The following is a 24,143-nucleotide window of genomic DNA, read 5'->3' as shown; positions in this document are numbered from 1 at the left end:
CTCGGGTGCGCTCGCACATCGCGAGCGCACCCGCCCACAATCAACACGGAACGGCCATGACGAACGACAACACCGCCCTTTTCGACAACCTCGTCCGGTACGAGATCGACCTGTGGATCGCGATCGACAAGGCACTGCAGGGCGAGTGCGACCTGCACCTGACCTGGTTCGAGATCCTGCGCTTGCTCGATGCCCATGACGGTGGTGTCCGGGTGCAGGACATCGCCGCCGAGTTTGCCATCACTGTCGGGGGAACCAGCAAGGTCGTCGACCGCATCGAAGCGGCGGGCTACTGCGCCCGCCGAGCGAACCCGGACGACCGCCGGTCCTCACTCGTCGCACTGACACCGGCCGGCCGCGAGATTCTCGCGGCAGGAACTGTCGTGTTCGACCGCGAACTCGACCGGCGCATCGGCGCGGTTCTCGACGACGACACCATTCGCGCAGTGGGCTCCGCTCTCGAGATGCTGCGGGCTGCAGGCAGATCGGCCGACAGTAGCCGGTGACCGCACGTCGATCTGTCACGTCCTCCGGATGCTCGGACCCGATCACAGCAAATTCGTGCGGCGAACGTAGATCGCGAGCTGGCCACAGTCCTGCAGGTCGAGTTCGCCGAGCGGCTCGAACACGTGGGTCCTGACTCTGGGCCGGGTCGATCGTGGGTGCGGTGCCGGGCGAGGAGGCGACGGGTCGCCGGAGCGGGAACGACCTGGGATCCGGTGTGCACCGCTCGCGACAAGGAGAAACTCGGTCTCCGCGTCCTCGAGGACGAGCCAGTCGGCGCGGCTCGATGCCGGACCAGGCTGCTTCCTCGATGTCGAAGTCGTCAGCACCAGCGCCGCGGGTCCGTCCGCCTCGAGGTTGCGGCGCAGGTCGGAGGTCGCGGCGACGCGGTCGACCCACGGCATCGCACGTCCATCACCACCACGTCAGGGGTGTGCTCACGGGCCATGGCCGTCACGGCGTCGCCCTGCAACTGAGCAGAGCAATGCCCGACGACCGGTGACCGCGCGCGGCAGCGACCAGTTTCGGGCGAGCCAGACCAGGTAACCCACCATCACGTCACCGCGCTCGGAACTTCGCGCCCGGGTGCGGCACACGAGTGGGGAGCTCGGTGGTGAACGCCAAAGGGTAATGGTCGCTGGCGGCACGACTACCGGCCGCCCCATGTCAGATGGCGGGCGACAGCCCTCAGCGCGGCCCGTGGTGGACGTCCGTTGCTACATGACTCTTGATTACCGTCCATTGGACCCAGTACAGACCAGATGGCGACGCCCTGACCAGCGGTAATGCACCGTCAGTCTCTGCCCGGAGAGCCCGAACACGCGAGTTTCGAGTTGAAAGTCATGAATAAGTAGTGAGTGACACCGAAACCAGAAGAACCCCTGATCAGCATAACCACTGATCAGGGGCCCTTTTTGGTGCGCCCACAGGGACTCGAACCCCGGACCCAGTGATTAAGAGTCACTTGCTCTACCAACTGAGCTATAGGCGCATGGTCGGAGCGGCTCGCGCTCCTCGGTGCGTGAAAGACATTAACACCTGGCGCGCATGGAGTGAAATCGAGTCACTGACCTGCGCAGATGCTCAGCTGACGATCTTGCGGATCACCAGGATGGCGACGACGGCGCCGACGCCGATGAGCGAGAACTTCACGGCGGGCTCGTTGAGGGTGCCCACGACGCTGCGCTTGGTGTTCTCGACCAGCCGCTTCGGGTTGGCGCGCACGCTGAGCTCGTCCAGGGTCGACGCGAGCTGGTCGCGTGCGGCCTCGATGTCGCGCTCGATGTTGTCGGTGTTGCGTGCCACGAAAGCCCTCCCGGCTGGACGAAGATGCAGAACTTCTGCGGTCGCCTCAAAGCCTAGAGCACGACGCCCGGCGCGCCTGCCCGGCTCGGACGAGTCGGCTAAGTTTGGCATCGTGACCACGACCTCGAGACTGTCCGCAGGCGACGCTGCTCCCGCCCTGTCCCTCCCCGACGCCGACGGCAACACCGTGTCGCTGGCGGACTACGCCGGCCGACGCGTGGTCGTCTACTTCTACCCCGCCGCGGCGACGCCGGGGTGCACGAAGCAGGCGTGCGACTTCCGCGACAGCCTGGCGCAGCTCAACGATGCGGGCCTCGAGGTGATCGGGGTGTCGCCGGACAAGCCCGCCAAGCTGGCGAAGTTCCGCGACGACGAGGGCCTCACGTTCCCGCTGCTCTCCGATCCGGAGAAGTCGACCTTGCAGGCGTGGGGCGCGTTCGGCGAGAAGTCGATGTACGGCAAGACCATCACGGGCGTCATCCGCTCGACGTTCGTCATCGACGCCGACGGCAAGGTCGAGGTGGCTCAGTACAACGTGAAGGCCACCGGCCACGTCGCCAAGCTCATCCGCGATCTGAAGCTCTGAGCCGCCACTGCTCGGGCAGGCGGCTCAGGAACGCTGCTTCGGCCACCGCGATGGTCTCGATCTCGCTGGGGTCGACGCTCTCGTTCGGTGCGTGAATGGTCGACAGCGGCTCCTCGACGCCCATGAGGACGATCTCCGCGTCCGGAACCGCGCGCTGCAGCGCGGTGCACAGCGGAATGGAACCGCCCTGCCCGGCGAACTGCACGGGCTCGCCGTAGGCGTCGCTCAGCGCGGTCATCAGCGTGCCGTACGCGGGGCCGTCCGTACGGGCGGCGAAGGGTGATCCGACGGCATCCGGCGTGACCGTCACCCGCGCGGACCACGGCGCCGCATTCGTCAGGTGAGTGACGAGCAGATCACGCGTCTTCTCGGCGTCCATGCCGGGCGGTACGCGCAGTCCGATGCGCGCGGACGCGCGAGGCACCACGGCGGCGGCGCTTCCCACCACGGGTGGGCAGTCGATGCCCATGACGGTGACGGACGGCCGGGCCCAGAGATGGTCGGCGATAGACCCGCTCCCGGTGAGCTCCACACCGTCCAGCACGCCCGCATCCGTCCGGAAACGCTCGACCGGATACTCGGCACCGCCCCACACGCCGGAACCGTCGACCCCGTCGATGGTGGTGTCGCCGTTGACGTCGTGCAGCGTGGCGAGCATCGCCACGAGGGCCACCAGTGCGTCGGGCGCAGGACCGCCGTACATGCCGGAATGCACTGCGCCGCGGAGTGTCTCGACGTCGACCCGCACGATCGCCATGCCGCGCAGCGACGTCGTCAGCGTCGGCGTTCCGACGGCGATGTTGCCCGTGTCGCCGATGACGATCACATCGGCCGCGAACAGTTCGGGACGATCGTGCACCAGGTCCTCGAGGCCACCGGTCCCGGTCTCCTCCGAGCCCTCGCACACCACCACGATGCCCACCTCCGAGTCGGAGCCGAGCGCACGGAGCGCCGCGAGGTGCATCAGCACGTTGCCCTTGCAATCGGCCGAACCGCGGCCGAACCAGCGACCGTCCCGATCGGTCAATTCGAAAGGCGCGCTGTTCCACAGCGACTCGTCGCCCGCAGGCTGGACGTCGTAGTGCGAGTACAGCAGGACCGTCGGAGCACCGTCCGCGGCGCGGCGCCGACCGATGACGGCCGCCGATCCGTCGGACGTCTCGTGCAACTCCGTGTCTTTCACGCCGGCGTCGCGGAACGCGTCCCGCACCCACTCCGCGGCGGAGCGGCACTCGGACGGCGGCGCCTGCTCGGGATCGGCGATGGAGCGAAAGGCGACGAGGTCGGCCAGTTCGGCGCGCACTCGCGGCATGCTCGCACGCACGCGGTCTCGGAGCTCGGACAACTGCGCATCGGTACCAGAGGTCATGGAAAACAGTCTGGCACCTCGACGCGTCGACCTACTGCGGGAACTCCTGGTTGAGCCACTGCCCGGTCTGCTGCCAGTGCTTCGCCCACGCCTCGTCCTGCAGCTGCTGCGGGGACTTGTTCGGATCCTGCTCGGGCACCGGGACGGTGAACTGCGGAGCGGGTACCGCACTGGGAGAGGACGACTGCTGCTGTGGCGGCGTGGTGGTCCACGGCGTGGGCGCCGGCGCAGCGGCGGTCGGCGACCAGGGTGCTGCCGACGGCGCGGTCCAGTCGGAGGCCGCGGCGTCTGCTGCGGCGCCCTCTGTCGGAACCGGCGCTGCCGGAGCAGCGGGGGCCGGCGACGCGGCCGGAGCAGCGGGAACCACCGGTGCCGCGGCTGCGGGAGCATCTGCCACCGGGGACGCGGAGCCACCGTTCGGGGCCTGCTGCTCAGCGGCGGTGTTCTGGGGCACGCTGTCCGATCCACCGGACATCACGGCAGCGGTACCGATGCCCGCCGCGACCAGCGCTGCTGCTGCAGCAGCGCCGGCGAACCCGACGAAACGGCGCGAGCGGCGACCGGTGGGAGCGACGGACGCGGCCGTCACCACCGGGATGGCCTCGGTCCGAGCATCGTCGATCGGATCGACGACAGCAGGCGCCACGACGGCGGGGAACACCTCGGTGTCGGTGTCGGACGACGTCGTGGGAGGAACGGCCTTGTCGACGGGCGTGACCTCGTCGGCGGACGCGACTCGGGGGCGAGCAGCCGCGGCGGCGGCACCTGCCACACCGGCACGTGCCGCTGCGGACTTCGAGATCGGCGACGCGGACGCGGCCGACTTCACGACGCCGGACTTCCCCGCACCGGTCGCGGACCGGCGTACCGGCTTGGCCGGGACGGGACGCGTCGGGCGCAGAGGTGGGCGGGCTGCCGCTGCGGCGGCGGCGACAGCGGAGGGTGTGGTCCGCTGCCAGGGCGCGACATCGTCGGCAGGAGGAGTGACGTCGTCGTCGAGTGTCGCGCCGTCGGCGGGCGTGTCCGCGACGACCGGGGTGGGAGAGTCGAAGACGGGAACACCGAACGCGAGTTCGAGGATGGGCGGAGCCACGTCGATGTCAGCGGCAGCGCCCGAGGTCACGACGGACATGACACAGGCGTCGGCGACGTCCACCAGGTCCCACAGCATTGGCACCGTCAGCCCGATCTGCTCGGGCGAGAAGTCCTCGAGGTCGATCGACTCGGCGACGCCGAGGTCCGACCCGTCGATGGGAGACAGCAGGGACGCCGTCACCGTGGACCCGTCCAGGTGATACAGCAGAACGGCGGAGACCACGGTGGTGTCACCACGGGTCTCGGGTGCGCTGCTGTTGCGGGGGGTGTCGTTCATGATGTGCCTCCTCTTCTCGAAGACGAACCGGAAGCCGACACAGCCGTCGTGACTCCCCCGAGACCGGCCTGAACGATCGACTACATGCTCCGTCAGTGAACGATGCGTCTTGTAACAGTCTCTAAACATACCGTAAGTTCATATTGAATGCGGCCGAACGGTAGCTCACTGTTCGAGAACGGTGGGTCGACCGATACTGTTGGTGACGTGGAGTCGACCGACGGAGCACCGGGGCGCAGCACCCCGATCACCGAGGAGACGGCGCACGATCAGGGCCTTCACGACGAGACCGATGTCCGCGACGGGGCCGACACCAGCGAGAACGCGGACGAGAACGAGCCCGTCGAGCTGCTCCCCCGCCGCCGCCCCACCCAGGAGCGCAGCAAACGGAAGTTCGACGCATTGTTGACGGCGTCGCGCGAACTGTTGACCGACGTGGGGTTCGAGTCGTTCACGTGCGAGGAGGTCGCGGCCCGCGCCGGACTGCCCATCGGCACGCTGTACCAGTTCTTCGCCAACAAGTACGTCATCGTGTGCGAACTGGGTCGCCAGGATCTCGCAGGCGTGCGCCAGGAGTTCGCCGACTTCGACGGCGAGGTTCCGTCACTCGACTGGCTACGCTTCCTCGACGACTTCCTGGACCATCTCTCCAGCCTGTGGACGTCGGATCCGTCCCGACGCGAGGTGTGGTTGGCGATGCAGTCCACCCCGGCCACACGCGCCACCGGCATGATCCACGAGAAGGCGTTCGCCGCCCAGGTGGAGCGGGTGCTCGCACCGCTCACACCCCGCACCCCACGTGCCCGCCGCAACCTCATGGCCGAGGTGCTCGTGCACGTCGTCTACTCCATGCTCAACTTCTCGGTGCAGGACGGTCAGAGTCACGCCGACGCCGTCGCCGAGCTGAAGCGCCTGATGGGCGCCTACCTGTTGGTGGCAGAAAAGGAGAGCCGACGCTGATCGCGTCGGCTCTCCTCTTCTCCGTCATTCGTCTGACGATCACTCCTCGAGGATCGCCACCGCTCCCGCCATGTCGCCGTCGTGGGTCAGCGACAGGTGGATCTTGACCGTCGGCAGGAACTCCGCGGCCATGCCGTGCAGCTTGATCGACGGACGTCCCCACGCGTCGTTGACGACCTCGATCAGCGGGTACGGGTTGTCGCCGATCTGGGGCGCACGAGCGAAACGTGATGCGGCCCAAGCCTTCAGCACCGCTTCCTTCGCGGCCCACCGCGCGGCGTAGTGCCGCGCGGGATCCGCACTGCGCGTGGCGGCGTGGCGGCGCTCGCCGGCAGTGAAGCTGTCGCGGACCATGGTGGTCCCGACCTTCTCCATCTGCTCGGCGAACTCCGAGACCGACACCAGATCCAGACCGACTCCCAGGATGCTCACTCGGCCACCGTACGGTAGACGTCGTCCGCGCCGAGGCGAGAATCTTCGCTCAGCAGCAGATCGATCTCGAGCTCGTGCTTCGCATCGCTCGACGTGCCGTCGTGGCCCAGTCGGCGATCCTCCGGACGCTCGTACAGCGAGGATCCGCCGCACATCGCCTCCATCAGCCGCCGCTTGCCGGCCACCACACGTGCCTGCGCCTTCGCCGTGTACTCCTCGCGCTGCGCGGCCGGAACCGCCTCGAGGAACGCCTGCGGGTGCACCACGGCGATGATGCCGGACACGTGGCCGAAGCCGAGGCTGGTCAGCAGTCCGGCCTTGAACGGCAGCCGCTCCCCGAAGCGCAGCGGTTCGCGTACCCAGACCAGGTTCTCGAACTCGGTCATCGTGTCGTCGACGCAGTCGAGACTGCGGTTCGGCGGCACGACGCCCTCGGCCAGCACCTGGCACAGACCGATCAGCTGGAAGGCAGCGGCGCCGCCCTTGCTGTGTCCGGTCAGCGACTTCTGCGAGACCACGAAGAGGGGGTTGCCCTCCGTGCGGCCCAGTGCTCGGGCCAGACGCGTGTGCATCTCCGCCTCGTTGGGATCGTTCGCGTTGGTCGACGTGTCGTGCTTGGAGACGATCGCGATGTCGTCCGCGGAGACGCCGAGTGCGCTGAGCGACAACGCCATCGCCGAGTCTTGACCGCCGCGGGCAGCGCCGAGGGCGCCGAGACCGGGAGCCGGGATCGACGTGTGCACGCCGTCACCGAAGGACTGCGCCCATCCGACGACACCGAGGACGGGCAGGCCCATCTCCAGAGCGAGGTCACCGCGGGCCAGCAGAATCGTTCCGCCGCCGTGCGACTCGACGAAGCCACCGCGTCGACGGTCGTTGGCTCGGGAGAACCGGCGATCCGAGATGCCCTTGGCGTGCATCGCCGAGGCCTCCGCCGTCGCCGACATGTCGCCGAAGCCGATGATGCCCTCGGTGCTGAGGTCGTCGAACCCGCCGGCCACGACGAACGTCGCCTTGCCGAGCCGGATCTTGTCCACGCCCTCCTCGACCGAGACCGCCGCCGTGGCGCAGGCCGCGACCGGGTGGATCATCGCGCCGTAGGACCCGACGTACGACTGCACCACGTGCGCCGCAACGACGTTCGGCAGCGCTTCCTGCAGGATGTCGTTCGCACGAGCGTCACCCAGAAGGGTGTCGATGTACAGCGAGCGCATCGACTCCATGCCGCCCATACCGGTGCCCTGCGTATTGGCGACCAGCGAGGGGTGCGTCCAGCGCATGAGCTCGGACGGGGTGAAGCCGCTGGTGATGAACGCGTCGACCGTGCAGACGATGTTCCACAGCGCGACCCGGTCGATGGAGCTCGCCATGTCCGGCGAGATGCCCCACTTGGTGGCGTCGAATCCCGTGGGGATCTGACCACCGACCGTGCGCGTCAGCTTCATCTGACGCGGTACGCGGATCTCGGTGCCCGCCTTGCGCGTGACCTGCCAGTCACCCTCCGCGTTCTGGTTCACGACCGTCCGCTCGGGATCGGCACCGACGAAGGCGCGTGCCTCCGCCTCGCTGCCGACGACGAACGTCAGATCGTTGTCCAGGAACACCGAGGTGAGCAGCGGCGCGGTGTTGTTCACCATCGCGCCGTCGTCCTCGTACTGCCGGATACCGCAGCGTTCGACGACCGTGTCGTGGTACCGGTCGGCGATCTCCGCCTCGGGCACCAGATCGCCCGACTCGGCGTCGTACCACCCCGGCTTGGGATCGTTCTCCCAGACCACCAGACCGGTGTTCCACGCGAGTTCGAGAACGCCTGCCGCCGAGAGCTTCTCGTCGACCTCCATCTCGAAGCGGGTGCGTGCGCTGCCGTACGGCCCGAGCTCGCCCGTACCGACGATGACGACCATCTCGGACGGCTCGATGTCCAGAGCGGTCCACGCGGGTGCTGCGGGCTGCTCGTCGAGCCGCGGCGGCGCGGGAAGCGCGTCGACGGTGGCGAGTGCCTCGGCGACGGCGTCGTCCGCGACGGCCTCGTCGGCCGCCTGCTTGGCGAGTGCGGCCAGATCGAGGCCCGCCTCGGCGAGGCCGCCGGTGAGATCGACCTCGAGCGGTGCCTGCGCGGCGGCGGTCCGGGACTCCTCGTCGCAGGTGGCGAGCAGCTGCTCGGCCATCTCCGCCGTGGACCAGGTGCGCACACCGGCCGCCTCGGCAGCGTTGGCCACCGGGTCGTTGTGACCCATGAGGCCGGTGCCGCGAACCCAACCGATACGGGCGTGCACCAACGTGACTCGCTCGGCCCAGGTGCGCTCCGCCTTCCAGCGGTTCACCACGGCGTCGAGCGCTGCCTTGGACTCGCCGTAGGCACCGTCGCCACCGAACAGTCCACGGTTCGGCGAACCGGGAAGTGTCACGTGCAGTCGGGTGTCGACGTCGCGGTCGTGACCGATCTTCGACAGACCACCGATGAGACGCTCGACCGACCAGAGCAGGACGCGCATCTCCATCTCGGCGCGGGCACCGGCGTCGGACAGCTCGCCGGCGACCCGCGGTGCCGCGAAGGGGAACAGCATCGTCGGGGTGACGGCGGGCTTGACCAGCTTCTTCGCGCCACCGGCCGAATCGATCTGGTCGCTGCCGATCCACTCGATCAGGGCATCGACGTCGGCGTACGAGGCCATGTTCGCCGGGACCACCCAGAGGGCTGCTCCCGCAGTGGCATTCGTGCGGTAGAGCTCACGGTAGAACCCGACTCGGCTCTCGTCGAGACGCGAGGTGGTGAGGAACACGGTCGCACCGCCGGCGAGCAGTTCCCCGGTCACCGCAGCGGCGATCGAGTTCTTGCTGGCGCCGGTGACGACCGCGACCTGTCCGGTCCAGCGGGTCGACGCCTCGGTCGACTGCGCCGCAGCCGACGCGATGGCGCCGTAGGTGGCCGCCAGGTCGCCGCGCCCCTGGGCGTCAGCCTTCTGCTGCCACCAGCTCGCCTGGGACGCGACCGCCGTACCGGTTCCGGCGAAAGTGTCGACAGCGAGTGCCTGAGCCTTCTCGTCCCCCAGCCACAGCCGGGCGAGATCCTCACGCGCACTGGCCCAGCGGTCGTCGATCAGCACCGCCTTGCGGGCGTCGAACGACGGAGCGACCAGACGCGGCCAGTCGGTGCCGAGCTCGGTGGACACCAGGTCGACCAGCTCGGCCTCGCTCGCGTCCGCCTCGGGCAGAGTGAGGTTCTCGGCGAATCCGAGCTGTTCGAGGACGAGTCGGGCCGCCGAGGCCAGCACTCCGCTGCGCCCGGTGATGTTCTCGGTGAACTCGCCCAGGGCGGCCGCGTCGACGGTGCCACCGCCGCCGCTGCCCCCACTGGAGGGCATGGACACCTGGATGCCGCGTCGCTGACCGACCGCAGTCACGGCTGCGTCGATGACCGCGTCGACCGCGGCACCGTCGGCGACGGCACCGTCTGCGAGACCACCGAGGTCGCCGCCGCGGATCGATGCGCCGTCCCTGGTGCCGAGAGCGACCTCGGCGGTGACGTGGTGGGCCCACCCGTCACCGAGCTGCCACACCTTGGCGACGCGCTCCGCGATGGAGCCGGGACGACGTCCCGACGGTCCGAACACCTTGCGCAGGTGATCGTTCACCGAGTCGCTGAGCACCGGCCCGAACGGACGGTAGGTACGTGCCAGCTTGTTGACGGTGCCGGCGAGGGCACCCATGTCGGCGTCGGCCGCGCCGTCGATCGCACCGAGCGACAGCTCGGAACCGAGATCGACGAGCAGCTGGTTACGCCGGGACGAGACGCCGTCGCACAGTGCCTCGATGGTGTCGGCGGGGCCGATCTGATCGATGCGGAGCTTGGTCCACAGGGCGATCAGCACGGTCGTGGCGTCCGACGCCGTGAACGCGATGTCGTCGGGACGCGGCCCACCGGCCGGTGCCGCGGGAGCAGCGACCGGGGCGGCGACGGCTGCCGGGGCAGCCGCCGGATCTGCAGCGGGAGTCTCGGACTCGGGCTCGTCCACCATCTCCGGATCGGTGTCCGTGGAGAAGACGACGGCCGCGTCGCGCTCGATGTTGAGCACCTCGACGGGGTGGCCGATGCGACCGGGCAGCTTCAGCGTGTTGGTCGCCAGGTTGGCCACCGTGGGAACGGATCCCAGACCCACCTCGACGAAACGCTCGATGCCCAGTCCGCCGTCCGACTCGTCGGCGAACAGCAGGTCCTGCGTCTCGATCCACCGGACGGGGCTGGCGAACTGCCATGCCAGCAGCTCGGTCAGGATCACGCGGCACAGATCGGCCGGGCGGGCGGCCCAGTCGTCCCACCGACCCAGGACGTCGGCCAGCGGCTCGGACGGCACCAGGTCGGCGATCTCCTGCACGAAGTCACGATCGAGCGTGAACAGACGCGGAACCAGGTTGGGGATGTAGCGGCCGACGAGGATCGACGGGTCGATCGTCTCCGGGAGCAGCTCGAGGAGACGAGCCCGGAAGTCGTCCACACCGCCGCGAAGAACGGTGGAGTGGAACGGGACGTCGATGCCGGGGACCAGGATGAAGGCCCGCTTGCCGCCGAACTCGGCACGGCGACGGTCGATCTCGCGCTCGAGCTCCTCGAGACCCGCGACGGTGCCGGCGATGGCGTACTGGGAGCCGCGCAGGTTGAGGTTGACCACCTGCAGGAACTCGCCGGTGCGCTCACCGATGGACTCGACGAATCCGATGACGTCGTCGTCGGCGAGGCCGACCTGGGACGGACGGATGGCGGCCATGCGGTACTGGCTGCGGCCCTTCGCATCACGCGGGACCAGCTGGTGCATGGCGGAGCCGCGCTGGAAGACCACTTCGAGGACGGCCTCGAGCGGCAGGACCCCGGCGACGGCGGCGAGAGCGTTGTACTCACCGACGGAGTGCCCGGCGAGGAACGAGTCCTCGACGAACGCGCCGGACTCGCGGAGCTCAGCCACCTGGGCGACACCGAGCACGGCCATCGCGGCCTGGGTGAACTGGGTCAGGTGCAGGACGCCGTCAGGATGACGGTGGGTCACTCCCCTGGCCCGCAGTTCGGTCGGGTTGTCCCGCACGACAGCGAGAATCGAGAAGCCGAGGGCAGCGCGGGTGTGCTTGTCCGCTCGCTCCCAGATCTCACGGGCGGCCTTCGAGCGAGCCCGTGCGTCGAGTCCCATGCCGGGCTGCTGGATGCCCTGGCCCGGGAACGCGTAGACCGTCTTCGGTGCGGCGATGCGGCCGGTGGCCATCATGACCATGTCGCCGTCGACCTTGCAGGAGACCTCGACGATCTCGGAACCGGCCTCGTAGCCGACGCGATCCACGCGGACGTCGATCGAGGCGCCGGGACGCACCATGCCGAGGAAGCGCGTGGTCCACGCCGTGAGGCGACGCGGCGGAGTCGTCGCGGCCGGATCGACGGCGGTGACCACCTGCTGCGCGGCAGCCGAGAGCCACATGCCGTGCACGATGGGATCGCCGAGACCGGCGAGACGTGCTGCGGCGTCCGAGGTGTGGATCGGGTTGTGGTCGCCGGAGACCTGAGCGAACGCACCCATGTGACGCGGAGCCGTGATGGTGGTGTCGCGGCGACGGCGGCGCGGGGTCTCGACCAGCGCGTCGGTGACCGACCCGCCGGCGCGCGGCGGATCCGACAGCGTGCCGGTGCCGGTGCGGCCACGGATGGCGAACCGCTCGACGAGGGTGGCGACGACGGGAGCGTCGAGGCCCTCGCCCAGCATGGCGCCGATCTCGACGGAGACCTCGACCACGCGGCCGAGATCGGTGTCGACGACCTCGCCCGACTGCGCCTTCACCACCAGGATGCTGTGGTGGTCCGGCAGCGTGCCCATGAGATCGATGCGGTGGTCGAGGTGCACCAGGTCGAGCATGCCCTCGATGACGGAGCCGGCGTCGGCGGTACGCGCCGAGCCGAGCACGGCGAACACGGCGGGCCAGCACGCTCCGACGAGGACGTCGGGCACGGCCGAGTGGCCGACGCCGTAGTCCGCGGGGAGGCCGGAGCCGGTGACACCCGCATGGTCGGCGACGAGGTCGGGCGACCAGGCGATGTTGAGGCGAGCAGCGCCGCCCTTGACCGTCGGGAGTTCCTGTCCCGCAGCGACTCCGAGCAGTGCGGACATCGACGACTCGGCGTCCGCGTCGGTGACGAGCGGCGCTCCGCCGTCGACCGCCGAGGCGGGGACGGTGATGCGGATGTCGACGCTCTTGCCGGGCGAGAGCGGAACCGAGAGGAGCACCTGGTCCGAGCCGGCGACGGTCAGCGTGGCGCCGGTACGGGCGTGGGTGGCGGCCTCGTCGGACACGACGTCCCACTCGGACAGTGCACCGAGTCGACGAACGGGGTTGGGCGCGAGGCGCGATGCCCAGGTGATGTCCGGAGCGGCGAGCACCATGCCCACGAGACCGCCCGCGATGTCGGGATGACGGCGGGTGGCGACGGCGACGGAGTCCGCGCCGGAGCCGAGCAGGCGATCCGCGGTGGCCTTCTCGAAGCGGTTCAGCAGATCGCCGACCGGCTCGTTCAGCCGGTCGATGCCGGCGACGGCCACGGTGCCTGGGATGACGCAGACCTGGTCTGCCGAGTACCGCGCGTCGTGGGCCTGCCACAGCGAGTCACTGCGCCACCAGCGGCGGACGTCCTTGTCCACGACGGGAACGAAGTTGACCGGCTTGCCGGGGATGCGGCACAGCGAGATGAAGAACGGCACGTCGGCCGGGTGCAGCTCGACCGTCGAGGCGTCGGGGTAGGCCGCGACGAGTGCCCGCAGGGCATCGGCGGGGCGATCGAGGATGTCGTCCTCGGCGAAGAGGGTGGGAACGGGGCCACGGTCGACGGGGTGCAGGCGGGCCTCGGCGCGCTGGAGCATGTCGCGGAAGCGGACGCGCCACGTGACGTCGAGCCACGGAGTGTCGGTGTCGATGTCGTGCCCGACGGCGAGCTCGAGGTAACGCTCGAGCCAGCGCAGGTACGTCATGGACGCGACGTCGCCGAAGTACGGCTTCGCGGTGGCGTCGAGAGCGGCGATGATCTCGTCGCGGCGGGCGGCCACGGCCTCGTCGTCGCCGGCGACCTCGTCGAGCAGACGACCGGTCCGCGAGGCGGCGTTGTCGATCTCGTGGATGTCCGCGCCGAGCTGGCTGCGGCCGGAAGCCATGCCGCCGATCGCGGTGCCGGCACCGACCCAGTCGGGCGTTCCGGGGGTGTCGACGAGGAGCTGCTTGACCTCGGGGGACGTTGTCGCCTCGAGCGTGGCCATCGCGGCGGTGCCGACGAGGATGCCGTCGAGCGGCATGGCCGGGAAGCCGGCGGCCTCCGACCAGCGTCCGGTGAGGTAGTCGGCTGCGCGCTCGGGAGTTCCGATGCCGCCGCCGACGCAGATGACGATGTTGTCGTGCGACCGCAGCTCCGCGTAGGTGGCTACCAGCAGGTCGTCGAGGTCCTCCCACGAATGGTGGCCACCGGCGCGGCCACCTTCGATGTGGACGATGACCGGGTAGTCCGGAACCTCGTTGGCGATACGGATCACCGCGCGGATCTGCGCCACCGTGCCCGGCTTGAAGCAGACGTGGCTGATGCCGACCTCGGTCAGCTCCTCGATGAGCGCGACGGCCTCGTCGAGCTCGGGGATGCCCGCGGTGACGACGACGCCGTCGAACGGCGCACCCGCCGTGCGGGCCTTCTGCACGAGGCGCTTCCCGCCGAGCTGCAGCTTCCACAGGTAGGGGTCGAGGAAGAGCGAGTTGAACTGCACGGACCGGCCGGGCTCGAGGAGCTCCTGCAGCTCGGCGACGTGGCCGGCGAAGATCTCCTCGGTGACCTGTCCGCCACCGGCGAGCTCGGCCCAGTGGCCGGCGTTGGTCGCGGCGGCGACGATCTTCGGGTCGACGGTGGTCGGGGTCATGCCCGCGAGCAGGATCGGCGACCGACCCGTCAGCTTGGTGAAGGACGTCTCGACGGCGGTGTACCCGTTCGGGAGGGTGACCACGGACGGGGCGAAGTCGCTCCACGGGCGGTCCACCTCGGGTGCGGCGCCGGGAGTGAGGAGGTTGCGGTGCCCGGTGCGGGTCGACGCGGCGACGACGCCCACGCCGTGGCCACTGATGTTCGATGCGGTCAGGCGGGTGAGGGCGTCACCGGGACCGAGGTCGAGGATCCACGACGCGCCCGCGGTGACCACGGACTCGGTCGCGGCGACCCAGTCGACGGGATCGACCAGGATGGCCTGCGCGAGTGCGCGGGCACGGGAGACGTCGACGCCACAGCGCTCGGCCCACTGGCCGACGACGTCGACGGCCTCACCCATCTGCGGGTGGTGGAAGCCGACCTCGATGTCGAGGGGTTCGAAGACGGGAGCGAAGATCGCGCCGCCACGTTTCTTGGCGTCACGCTCGCGGGTCTCGGTGGCCGAGATCTCCTCGCAGCGCTGCTGCACGCGGACGAGCTTGGTGTACGGACCGCTGAGGACGACGCGGCGGCGACCGTTGCGGATGGCGACGACGGCGGACGTCGTGGCGTCGTCGCCCGCGACCTCGTCGACGATGGCCTGCAGACGGACGGGGTCGACGGCGGAGACGGCGATCATGGGAGCCCGCTCGCCCGAGCCGATGAGGGCACGGCGGCGGCCGACGAGACCGGCTGCGGCACCGATGAGCTGCGCGACGGCCAGCAGTTCGGCGTCACTGCGTCCGAGATCGGCGACAGCCGCCTCGGCGAGGACACCCTGCGAGTGGCCGATGACGGCGGAGGGCGGAGTGGCGGTCCAGTCCAGTCCCTGCACCGACAGCGCGCGCAGTGCGGCGATCTGGGTGAGGAGGACGCCGGGGACGGAGACGGCCGCGGAGGCGAGGGCTGCGGTGGACGGACCGGCCGACGGATCGTCGGCGAGCTCCTGCTCCAGCATCCAGGCGATGGGATCGAAGCCGAGGGGCCGCACGACCAGGAGCTCCTGCGCCACGGGCGCGAGGATGTCGGCCGCGGTGTTGACGAGATCGGTGATCTGCGGCTCGAGTGCACAGTCCCGGGTCAGCTCGTCGAGGGTGGGCAACCAGGGCGCACCCTGGCCACCGAAGGCGAACGCGTACGGCTCACCCGCGACGAACCGCTCCGCGAGCGACTCCGCCCGATCGGTGGAGCGCTGGCGGTTGGGGGGAGTGCTCTCGTTGATGGTCACGCGTGCGTGTCCTCTCCTACCTCGGATCGCGAGGTGCTGGGTACTTCTGACGCTGGGCTCGTTCGACGTGGCTGGGTTGTTCGACGTTGCTGGGCCACCGGCGACACGAGACTCCGGGAGCCCGAGACGGTGGGCAGTCGTCATCGACGGACCACTCGCATCTCGTGGGCTCAAGGATGACACGGAATCATGAGGAATTCCTCACGTTCTGTTTGACGTCCTAGTGCTACCCGCGGGTACGTCGTGATCGTGGCCAGAAACGGCGGCTCAACTGACCCGAAAGTAGGGTCGATCGCTGCAGACCAGGGCGGTTTCCGCGGGCGAGGAACCTGAGGGATTCCTCGTGTTCATCGTTACCAATTCGTTATACGAGCGGACGGTCGGTTCCTGTCGGACCGTCCGTCTACCTTCCTGATCGCACACGTCGTGCACCGAGACCGGGGGGACTCACATGACCGACACCATCGCAGCGATCATCGACCGTTCGACGCAGACTGCCACCGCTACCGCCGTCGACGCGGTGATTCCACGGGAGACCTGGCCGTTCTGGTTTCCGGGGTGGGCCGGGGACGTCGAGGCCGCTCTCCTCGACGCCGTGTTCTCGTCGAGAGCGACGTATGGCGGTCCCACCACGGGAGTGCGCCGGGTGATCGCCGCGTGGCGGCGCTCGCGATGCGGCGCGGTGGACGATCTCCGCGCTCTCACCACGCTCGATGCCGACGTCGTGGACAACCGGCAGCGGGTTCCGGGGAATCACTCGACCAAGGCCGACGCCGCGCGGGCCGTCGCCGCCGCACTGCTCGCAGTCGGGGTGACCAGGGCGACGGACGTGGACGGGTCCGAGACGCAACACGACGCGTTCGTCTCCGTCGCAGGTGTCGGCGAGCTGTCATGGGAGTGCTTTCTCGGCGCCCTCGGCGTCGCGTCACCGCTGAGCGACGCCGGGGTCGACGACTTCCTGCGCGTGACACTCGCCGTGACCGTCGACGGAGTCGAGGACCGGAACGCCGTCCTGGACGCGGTCGCAGGTGACCTCGACACCGACCGCGCGACGCTGCGGCACGCGGTGTGGCGCTACCAGCGTTCGCTCGTCCGCAGGCCGCGGACCCGCGAGGTGCCGGCCGAGGTCGTCTAGACTCACCTGCACGCGCGAGTGGCGGAATGGCAGACGCGCCACACTTAGGATGTGGTGTCCGACGGACGTGGGGGTTCAAGTCCCCCCTCGCGCACCAGCAGGTGAGTCCCACCACGACCCCTACGACGCGGTGTCGTTGACCGTGCGCGGTCCGGTACCGTCGTGGTGTGGATCAGAGCCGGGACACCACCCCCAGGACGCGCCGCCCAGCACTCATCGTGCTGGTCATCGTCGCCGCCTGCGGATGCCTGGCGCTCGGGTACTGGCAGTGGGAACGATTCGAATCGTCGTCCGGCACGGGTCAGAATCTCGGCTACGCCTTCCAGTGGCCCCTTTTCGCCGCCTTCGTCGTGTTCGCCTACCGACGGTTCGTCCAACTCGAGGACACCGTGGACGAACCGGTGGAGTCCACGGTGATCACCGAGATCCCCACCGATCTCCTCCCGCAGCGCCCGACAGCTCGGACGACCCGCCTGCCCGACGACACTGCCGACGACGAGGAGACTCGTCAACTGCGGGAGTACAACAGCTATCTCGCGGAGTTGGACGCCGGCCGCGAGAACGACAGGAGCACTTCGTGAGCACCGCAGAACCTCGTCCCGCCGCTCGAAGCACCGGGGGTCGGCCGACCGACCGGCGGATCGAGCCCGCGCTTCTGCGCTATCGCGTTCTCGCCTACGCCACCGGCGTATGGCTGCTGGTGCTGACCGCGGAGATGGTGGCCAAGTACGTCTTCGGCGTCGAGAACCTGCCCGGGTGGATCGCGATCGTGCACGGCTGGGTCTACTTCGCGTACCTGATCGTCACGCTCGACCTCGCCGTGAAGGTGCGCTGGCCCGTCGGCCGCACCATCGGCACGCTCCTCGCCGGCACCGTGCCGTTCCTGTCGTTCGTCATCGAGCACCGCCGCACCCAGCAGGTGAAGCGGGACTTCGCCGTCCGACCTACTGCGTGAACGCGGTGATCTCCGGGAGCAACCGGCGCAGCGCGACGCCGCGATGGGACAACGCGTCCTTCTCCGCAGGCGTCATCTCGGCAGCGGACTGCCCGGCACCGTCCGGAACGAAGATCGGGTCGTAACCGAATCCACCGCTTCCGGCACGGGTTCTCGACACACTCCCCCGCCACTCGCCGCGGACCACGTGCTCACGTCCGTCCGGCAGCACCAGCGCGCAGGCGGAGACGAACGCCGCACCGCGCCGCTCGTCCGGCACGTCGGCCAGCTGCGCCAGCACCAGCGCGGTGTTCGCCTCGTCCTGGCCGTGCTGCCCCGACCATCGCGCCGACAGCACTCCGGGCATATCGTTCAGTGCGTCGATCGCGATCCCCGAATCATCTGCCACACAAGGCATCCCGGTCGCGGCAGCGCCGTCCCGAGCCTTGATCAGAGCGTTCTCCTCGAAGGTCGCCCCGGTCTCGGGAGTCTCCGGGTACTCGGCGACCTCGTCGAGCCCCACCAGTTCCACGCCGCCGACCTGCGCGGCATCGAGCACCCGCCGCAGTTCGGCGAGCTTCTTCGCGTTGCGGCTGGCGACGAGGAGCCGTACGTCAGGCACCGGGCAACTCACCGGGGTAAGGGGCCGCGAGAGCCTCCTTCTGGATCGCGAAGATGCGCTCGCAGCCGGCGAGGGCATTGTCGAGCATGGCGTCGAGGGTGGACCGCGGGAAGGTCGCGCCCTCGCCGGTGCCCTGGATCTCGACGAGTGTTCCGGTGTCGGTGGCCACGACGTTCATGTCCACCTCGGCGCGGGAGTCCTCCTCGTACGGCAGGTCCAACCGGACGCGGCCGTCCACCACGCCGACCGACACGGCAGCGATGGCGCAGGAGATGGGCTGCGGATCGGCGAGCTTGCCGTGAGCCGCGAGATAGGTGACTGCATCGGACAGTGCCACGAAGGCACCCGTGATCGCCGCGGTGCGCGTCCCGCCGTCGGCCTGCAGCACGTCGCAGTCGAGGGCGATGGTGTTCTCACCGAGAGCGGCGAGATCGATGCAGGCCCGCAGCGAGCGCCCGATGAGTCGGCTGATCTCGGACGTGCGTCCGCTGACCTTGCCCTTCACCGATTCCCGGCTGTTGCGGGTGTGCGTCGCGCCGGGAAGCATGGCGTACTCGGCGGTGAGCCAGCCAAGCCCGGATCCCTTGCGCCACCGCGGCACCCCCTCCTCCACGCTGGCGGTGCACATCACCCGGGTGTTGCCGAACTCGACCAGCACCGATCCTGCCGGGTGCGAGGTGAAACCGCGGGTGATGGTGATGGTGCGGAGTTCGTCGTCTGCTCTGCCGTCTTCACGTGTGGACACGCCTGCCACCCTAGTCGGGTCGCCGACACGGCCCGGGGACGGACTGCCGCGCCCCGAGGGACGTGCGAGCGGTCAGACCTCGACGACGTAGCCGGGTGAGACGGCATGCACCGGACCACCGAACTCGGCCTTCGCCTCCGCGACGACGTCCTCGCGTGACGTCCACGGCGGGATGTGGGTGAGCAGCAGTTCCGAGACCTCCGCCATGGCCGCCAGCCGGCCGGCCTCGGTACCCGAGAGGTGTACGCCCTGAGGGCGATCCGCGGCGTGTGTCCACGACGCCTCGGCCAGGAGCACGTCGGCCCCGGTCGACAGTTCGACCACCGCGTCGCACATTCCGGTGTCCCCGGTGTAGGCCAGGACGGTTCCACTCTCGGTGGTGATGCGCATGCCGTAGGACTCCGGCGGGTGGTACACGCGTCGCGGCTCGATGGTCAGCGCACCGAACGTCACCACGGAACCGTCTCGGAGGTACCGCAGATCGAGGGTGTCCGACATGTCGTCGATCCGGCCACCGCTCTCCGCGGACGCCACGCCCAGACGGAACGCCATGTCCGACGGCCCGAGGACCACGGCACGGCCCTCCACCGCAGTGGGGCCGTACCGGCGCCAGACCAGCAGTCCGGGGACGTCGAGGCAGTGATCGGCGTGCAGGTGCGACAGCAGCACGTGCACGTCGGCGGGGTTCACGTACTTCTGCAGGGCACCGAGAACACCGGGCCCGAAGTCCATGACGAGCGGAGCGGTGTCGGGCGCCTCGATGAGATATCCCGATGCCGGCGAGTCCGGACCCGAGACACTGCCCGAACAACCCAGAACCGTGAGACGCATGGGTGTCATGCTGCCACGCGCGGTGAGAGGTCCGAGAGAGTTCGGCGACACACCGTGTCGTGAGATGTCCGAAGGGTGCGCACGGCTCCTGTCACCGGTGCAGGGTGGGCGACGGCGGGAGCGTGCGCGCGGCGCGTTGCCGACGTGCGGCACCGGCGAACATCCAGGCCGCCAGTACTCCCGCGAGTGCGCCGAACAGGTGGCCCTGCCACGACACGTCCTCCTGCGTCGGGAGCACCCCCCACAACGCGCTGCCGTAGACGAGCAGCACCAGGACCCCGACGAGCAACTGCCCGAGATCGCGGGCGAAGACGCCGCGCACGATGAGGTAGGACAACCACCCGAACACGATGATCGAGGCGCCGACGTGCAGGGACGCGGTCTCGCCCGTCAGCCAGGTGCCCAGCCCACCCACGATCCACACCACCGCGGTGACGGCCAGACCGCGCGCGATGCCCGAGAGCATCAGCACGAATCCCAACACCAGCAGCGGAACGGTGTTGGCGAACAGGTGGTCCCACCCGTGGTGGAGCAGAGGGGCGAAGGCGACGCCCTGGAGACCGTCGACCGATCGGGGGCCGATGCCGTGCCGGTCGAGGGCGAGACCGGACGCCACGTCCACCGCCTCGATGACGTACAGAACGGCGACGAAGCCACCGATCACCATGGCGGCGCTCGCCCAGCGCGAGCGTCGCGGCTGCGTGGCCGGCTGCGCGCCGGAGGTTCCGAGGGTCATGGCGTTCCCGATCGTGAGGCGAGAGGTGATATCCGGTTTCGACGATACTCGAGAGTGCGGGTCGGGCTCACGCGCCGGAACTCGGGAACACGTCCCGATAGGCGGGAAACCCGGCCACCGCCGTCGCGGCGAGGATCGCCCGCGCGATGGCGCGCTCGACCACCGGGGCGACCGCCGCGCACACTCCGTCGAGCACGGCCAGATGGGGCATCATCATCGGCATGTCCACCTCGGCGGGGCGGGCGGCCGCCCGTCCCGTCGCGACGGCGAAGATCGTGTCGCCGTCCAGCGGCGAGTGGGCCGGTCGGATCGCGCGTGCGAGCCCGTCGTGTGCGGCGACGGCCACCCGCCGGCACTCCGACTCGGTGAGCTGCGCGTCCGTGGCGACGACGCCGATGGTCGTGTTGAGGGAGGTGTCCTTCGGCGCGAGCTCGGCGGCCGCCCGCACGTCGTCCGCACTCGGGGTTCGCAGGCCCACCTCCGGGACGGACGCCGCACTCCACAGGACACCCGTCGCGGGGTCGAAGACCGATCCGACGGGATTGACGACCATCAACGCGCTGACCACCAGACCCGCCGCGGCGCCGGTCTCGATCCGTGTCGACGCGCTGCCGACGCCGCCTTTCAGGAGCCCTGCGCGTGCGCCCGTCCCCGCGCCGACGCATCCGAGCGCGAAGTCGGCGGACGCGGTTGCCGCAGCTGCTCGTCCGAACTCCGCGTCCGGTCGCACGGACCAGTCCCCCATCGGTAGATCGAAGATCACGGCGCCCGGCACGATCGGGACGACACGGTCGTCTCGGCCCATCCGCACGCCGCGCCGATGCTCCTCGAGGTGGCGCATGACTCCGTCCGCCGCCGCGAGACCGTAGGCGGAACCGCCTGTCAGCAGCACCGCGTCGATCTGCTGCACGGCGTGGGACGGATCCAGCAGGTCGGTCTCGCGGGTACCCGGCCCGCCGCCGCGGACATCGACGGCCGCGGTGACCGGCGCGTCCGTCATGACGACGGTGCAGCCGGTCGCGCGTCCGACGCCGTCGTGGTGCTCGTCGGACAGCGTGACCTCGGGATCCAGCACGTGGTGGTGTCCGACGGTCAGTCCGGCGACGTCCGACAGCAGGTCGCGCATCACGGCATGAGTACCTGGACCAGCGAGTCCTGCATCCAGGTGAGCCAGTGGTAGACGTCCAGGTGCGGTGCTCGCGGATCGTCCTCCTCGAGTTGGTCGGGGGTGTCCGCATCGATGCCGAGGGTGGTGCCGAGGGCCAGCCGGACGTCGTTCAGCCCGGTCAGCCAGGAGTCGGCCTGCTCGCGGGTGAGAACGATCTTGCCGCCGCCGTTCGGCAGCGTCGACAGGATGGTCGCGCCTGCGGCGCGCTTGATGTCGATGATGTCCGGCTCGTACAGGCTGCGGAGGGCGCCGTTGAGGTCGGCCTGCTCGGCGAGCGCGTCGGACTCGGCCGTGTCTGCGCCCTCGGGCCGGTGGAAATCGGGAAGCAACCGCGCGAGCGTGGGGTCCTCGGGAGCGGAGGTGTTGCCGGATCGCATGCCGGTGAGCTCGGCCAGGTCGTCGGTCGGCGCCTCGGCGCCCCGTCGCTCCAGCAGCCCCACCACCGACTCGACGAGCGACCGCAGGACGGCCACCTCGCGGCCGTCCATCTCCGACTTGAACTTGACGCCGCCCAGCGCGTTCTTCCGGGTCCACATGCGCACGACGACGGTCCTTCCAGAGTGGGTGAGACGAGTGTTCGAGAGTCAGACGTCGTGCTGCATGGTGGCCCACAGGCCCGCCGCGTGCAGCTTCTGCACGTCGATCTCCATCTTGTCGCGGGGCCCGCTCGAGACGACCGCCTTGCCTTCCGAGTGCACCTGCATCATCAGCTCCGTCGCCTTGTCCTTGCTGTAGCCGAACAGCTTCTGGAAGACGTAGGTGACGTAGTGCATCAGGTTGACCGGGTCGTCCCAGACGATGGTGACCCAGGGTGTATCCGTCGCGGTGTCCTCGGACACCTCCACAGCCTCGTCGGGCGTGGCCTGCGGAAGTGTCGCGGTGAGATCCGAAGCCATGGCGCCCAGGATACGGCGTACATCGGTCGCCCCGTGACACGGTGACCGCTCTAGGGTGCAGTGGTGACCTCCACTGCGCTGTTCACCGATCAGTACGAGCTGACCATGCTGTCGGCCGCCCTCCGCGACGGTTCGGCGCATCGCGCCTGCACCTTCGAGGTGTTCGCCCGGCGGCTTCCCGACGGGCGGCGGTACGGCGTCGTCGCCGGCACGGGCCGCTTCCTCGATGCTCTGCGCGACTTCCGCTTCGGCGAGGACGAACTCGCGTCGTTGTCGTTCCTCGAGGCGGACACTCTCGACTGGCTCCGGAACTACCGGTTCGGCGGAGACATCGACGGTTACCGCGAGGGCGAACTGTTCTTCCCCGGCTCCCCCGTTCTGTCCGTGCGCGGCACCTTCGCCGAGTGCGTGATCCTCGAGACGCTCGCACTGTCGATCTACAACCACGACAGCGCCATCGCCGCCGCGGCCACCCGCATGGTCTCCGCGTCCGACGGCCGGCCGCTCATCGAGATGGGCTCTCGACGCGCCCACGAGGAAGCGGCGGTGGCCTCGTCGCGCGTCGCGTACATCTGCGGTTTCGCGGCCACGTCCAACCTCGAAGCGGTCCGCCGCCACGGCATTCCGGGCGCCGGAACCAGTGCGCACGCCTTCACGCTGCTGCACACGGGCGTCGACGGGCCGGACGAGGCCGCGGCGTTCCGCTCGCAGATCGCCGCCCTCGGTGTGGGCACCACGCTGTTGGTGGACACGTACGACATCACCGCCGGCGTCGCGACGGCCATCGAGGTGGCCGGGCCCGAGCTCGGCGGCGTGCGGATCGACTCGGGCGATCTCGGTGTCCTGGCGCGGCAGGTCCGTCGGCAGCTCGACGACCTCGGCGCCACGCGCACCCGCATCGTCGTCTCGGGCGATCTGGACGAGTACGCCATCGCCTCGCTGCGGGCCGAGCCCGTGGACACCTACGGCGTCGGCACGTCCGTCGTCACGGGATCGGGCGCACCGACCGCCGGCATGGTCTACAAACTGGTCGAGGTCGACGGCATCCCCGTGGCCAAGCGCAGTTCGCACAAGGAGTCGCGCGGTGGACGCAAGCGCGCCGTCCGCCTGGCCCGCAGCACGGGCACCGTCGTCGAGGAGCTGGTGACGAAGGCCGGCGCGCCGTTGCCCGCGACCGATCCGTACACGGTGCGGGAGCTGTCCGTACCCATGGTGCGCGGCGGCGAGATCGTGCACACCGCCACGGTCGAGGACGCACGCACGCTGGTCGCGGAGGGCCTGCGATCACTGCCCTGGGAGGGACTCGGTCTGTCACAGGGAGATCCGGCCGTGCCGACGGTATTCTCCTGAC

At 69.6% G+C, this 24,143-nt stretch carries 19 protein-coding genes and 2 tRNA genes; 8 read left to right on the top strand and 13 right to left on the bottom strand.

All coding sequences use genetic code 11. From position 1 onward, the window contains the following. The first annotated feature begins 56 nt into the window (after positions 1 to 56). Positions 57 to 506, top strand: coding sequence for a MarR family winged helix-turn-helix transcriptional regulator (locus QE397_RS04515; protein ID WP_027505505.1), 450 nt, complete (start codon positions 57 to 59; stop codon positions 504 to 506). Between the two features lie 913 nt (positions 507 to 1,419). On the opposite strand, the gene QE397_RS04510 is transcribed toward QE397_RS04515, so the two are convergent. Further along, a tRNA-Lys gene (locus QE397_RS04510) sits at positions 1,420 to 1,495 on the bottom strand. 92 nt (positions 1,496 to 1,587) lie between these two features. Then, positions 1,588 to 1,809: a DUF3618 domain-containing protein gene (locus QE397_RS04505; RefSeq protein ID WP_027505503.1), complete on the bottom strand. Its 222-nt coding sequence runs from the start codon at positions 1,807 to 1,809 to the stop codon at positions 1,588 to 1,590. A 112-nt stretch (positions 1,810 to 1,921) separates the two neighbouring features. Between QE397_RS04505 and bcp the strand changes: the two genes are divergently transcribed. Further along, positions 1,922 to 2,395 (top strand): thioredoxin-dependent thiol peroxidase, encoded by a 474-nt coding sequence (gene bcp, locus QE397_RS04500; RefSeq protein WP_307091999.1) that lies wholly within the window; start codon positions 1,922 to 1,924, stop codon positions 2,393 to 2,395. On the opposite strand, the gene QE397_RS04495 is transcribed toward bcp, so the two are convergent. Further along, positions 2,373 to 3,764, bottom strand: a complete 1,392-nt coding sequence (locus QE397_RS04495; protein WP_056448912.1) for a dipeptidase — start codon at positions 3,762 to 3,764, stop codon at positions 2,373 to 2,375. The genes bcp and QE397_RS04495 overlap by 23 nt on opposite strands. A 31-nt stretch (positions 3,765 to 3,795) precedes the next feature. Beyond that, positions 3,796 to 5,136 (bottom strand): hypothetical protein, encoded by a 1,341-nt coding sequence (locus QE397_RS04490; protein ID WP_307091997.1) that lies wholly within the window; start codon positions 5,134 to 5,136, stop codon positions 3,796 to 3,798. Positions 5,137 to 5,343: 207 nt separating this feature from the next. Here QE397_RS04490 and QE397_RS04485 point away from each other — a divergent pair, with 207 nt between their 5' ends. Then, positions 5,344 to 6,096, top strand: coding sequence for a TetR/AcrR family transcriptional regulator (locus tag QE397_RS04485; protein ID WP_373425206.1), 753 nt, complete (start codon positions 5,344 to 5,346; stop codon positions 6,094 to 6,096). 39 nt (positions 6,097 to 6,135) lie between these two features. On the opposite strand, the gene QE397_RS04480 is transcribed toward QE397_RS04485, so the two are convergent. Both QE397_RS04480 and QE397_RS04475 read right to left on the bottom strand, forming a co-directional pair. Beyond that, positions 6,136 to 6,528, bottom strand: a complete 393-nt coding sequence (locus tag QE397_RS04480; protein ID WP_027505498.1) for a holo-ACP synthase — start codon at positions 6,526 to 6,528, stop codon at positions 6,136 to 6,138. After that, positions 6,525 to 15,725 (bottom strand): polyketide synthase, encoded by a 9,201-nt coding sequence (locus tag QE397_RS04475; RefSeq protein ID WP_307091996.1) that lies wholly within the window; start codon positions 15,723 to 15,725, stop codon positions 6,525 to 6,527. The genes QE397_RS04480 and QE397_RS04475 overlap by 4 nt, the downstream gene beginning before the upstream one ends. A 451-nt stretch (positions 15,726 to 16,176) precedes the next feature. Between QE397_RS04475 and QE397_RS04470 the strand changes: the two genes are divergently transcribed. From QE397_RS04470 to QE397_RS04455, 4 genes are all read left to right on the top strand, one after another. After that, complete coding sequence (locus tag QE397_RS04470) at positions 16,177 to 16,860, top strand: hypothetical protein (RefSeq protein WP_307091994.1); 684 nt, start codon at positions 16,177 to 16,179, stop codon at positions 16,858 to 16,860. 12 nt (positions 16,861 to 16,872) lie between these two features. Beyond that, positions 16,873 to 16,957 (top strand) — tRNA-Leu (locus QE397_RS04465). Between the two features lie 70 nt (positions 16,958 to 17,027). Beyond that, positions 17,028 to 17,441 carry a hypothetical protein gene (locus QE397_RS04460; protein ID WP_027505496.1) on the top strand — a complete coding sequence of 138 codons (414 nt, stop codon included), beginning with the start codon at positions 17,028 to 17,030 and terminating at the stop codon, positions 17,439 to 17,441. Positions 17,442 to 17,500: 59 nt separating this feature from the next. Next, entirely contained in the window at positions 17,501 to 17,815 is a 315-nt protein-coding gene (locus QE397_RS04455) for a DUF3817 domain-containing protein (protein ID WP_373425275.1), read from the top strand. Here QE397_RS04455 and rdgB read toward each other — a convergent pair. From rdgB to clpS, 7 genes are all read right to left on the bottom strand, one after another. Continuing rightward, the gene (gene rdgB / locus QE397_RS04450) at positions 17,805 to 18,416 is read right to left on the bottom strand and encodes an RdgB/HAM1 family non-canonical purine NTP pyrophosphatase (RefSeq protein ID WP_307091992.1); all 612 of its coding nucleotides are present in this window, start codon (positions 18,414 to 18,416) and stop codon (positions 17,805 to 17,807) included. The genes QE397_RS04455 and rdgB overlap by 11 nt on opposite strands. Further along, positions 18,409 to 19,161: a ribonuclease PH gene (gene rph, locus QE397_RS04445; protein ID WP_027505493.1), complete on the bottom strand. Its 753-nt coding sequence runs from the start codon at positions 19,159 to 19,161 to the stop codon at positions 18,409 to 18,411. Before rph ends, rdgB begins: the two co-directional genes overlap by 8 nt. 72 nt (positions 19,162 to 19,233) lie before the next feature. Further along, a complete protein-coding gene (locus tag QE397_RS04440) occupies positions 19,234 to 19,992 on the bottom strand; it encodes a cyclic nucleotide-degrading phosphodiesterase (RefSeq protein ID WP_037185729.1) in 759 nt (252 codons plus the stop codon). Positions 19,993 to 20,083: 91 nt separating this feature from the next. Next, positions 20,084 to 20,728 (bottom strand): rhomboid family intramembrane serine protease, encoded by a 645-nt coding sequence (locus tag QE397_RS04435; protein ID WP_056448929.1) that lies wholly within the window; start codon positions 20,726 to 20,728, stop codon positions 20,084 to 20,086. Positions 20,729 to 20,795: 67 nt separating this feature from the next. Further along, complete coding sequence (locus tag QE397_RS04430; protein WP_307091987.1) at positions 20,796 to 21,854, bottom strand: P1 family peptidase; 1,059 nt, start codon at positions 21,852 to 21,854, stop codon at positions 20,796 to 20,798. Beyond that, a complete protein-coding gene (locus tag QE397_RS04425; RefSeq protein WP_056448931.1) occupies positions 21,854 to 22,438 on the bottom strand; it encodes a DUF2017 domain-containing protein in 585 nt (194 codons plus the stop codon). Before QE397_RS04425 ends, QE397_RS04430 begins: the two co-directional genes overlap by 1 nt. A gap of 42 nt (positions 22,439 to 22,480) precedes the next feature. Next, entirely contained in the window at positions 22,481 to 22,792 is a 312-nt protein-coding gene (gene clpS / locus QE397_RS04420; RefSeq protein WP_027505488.1) for an ATP-dependent Clp protease adapter ClpS, read from the bottom strand. Positions 22,793 to 22,852: 60 nt separating this feature from the next. Here clpS and QE397_RS04415 point away from each other — a divergent pair, with 60 nt between their 5' ends. Next, positions 22,853 to 24,142, top strand: coding sequence for a nicotinate phosphoribosyltransferase (locus QE397_RS04415; RefSeq protein WP_285185968.1), 1,290 nt, complete (start codon positions 22,853 to 22,855; stop codon positions 24,140 to 24,142). The last annotated feature ends 1 nt before the right edge of the window (position 24,143 follow it).

The organism is Rhodococcus sp. SORGH_AS_0301 (genome assembly GCF_030818285.1).
Taxonomy (GTDB): Bacteria; Actinomycetota; Actinomycetes; order Mycobacteriales; family Mycobacteriaceae; genus Rhodococcoides.
The sequence above is the reverse complement of the archived record's forward strand: the minus strand, read 5'-3'. Positions and strand labels throughout refer to the sequence as shown.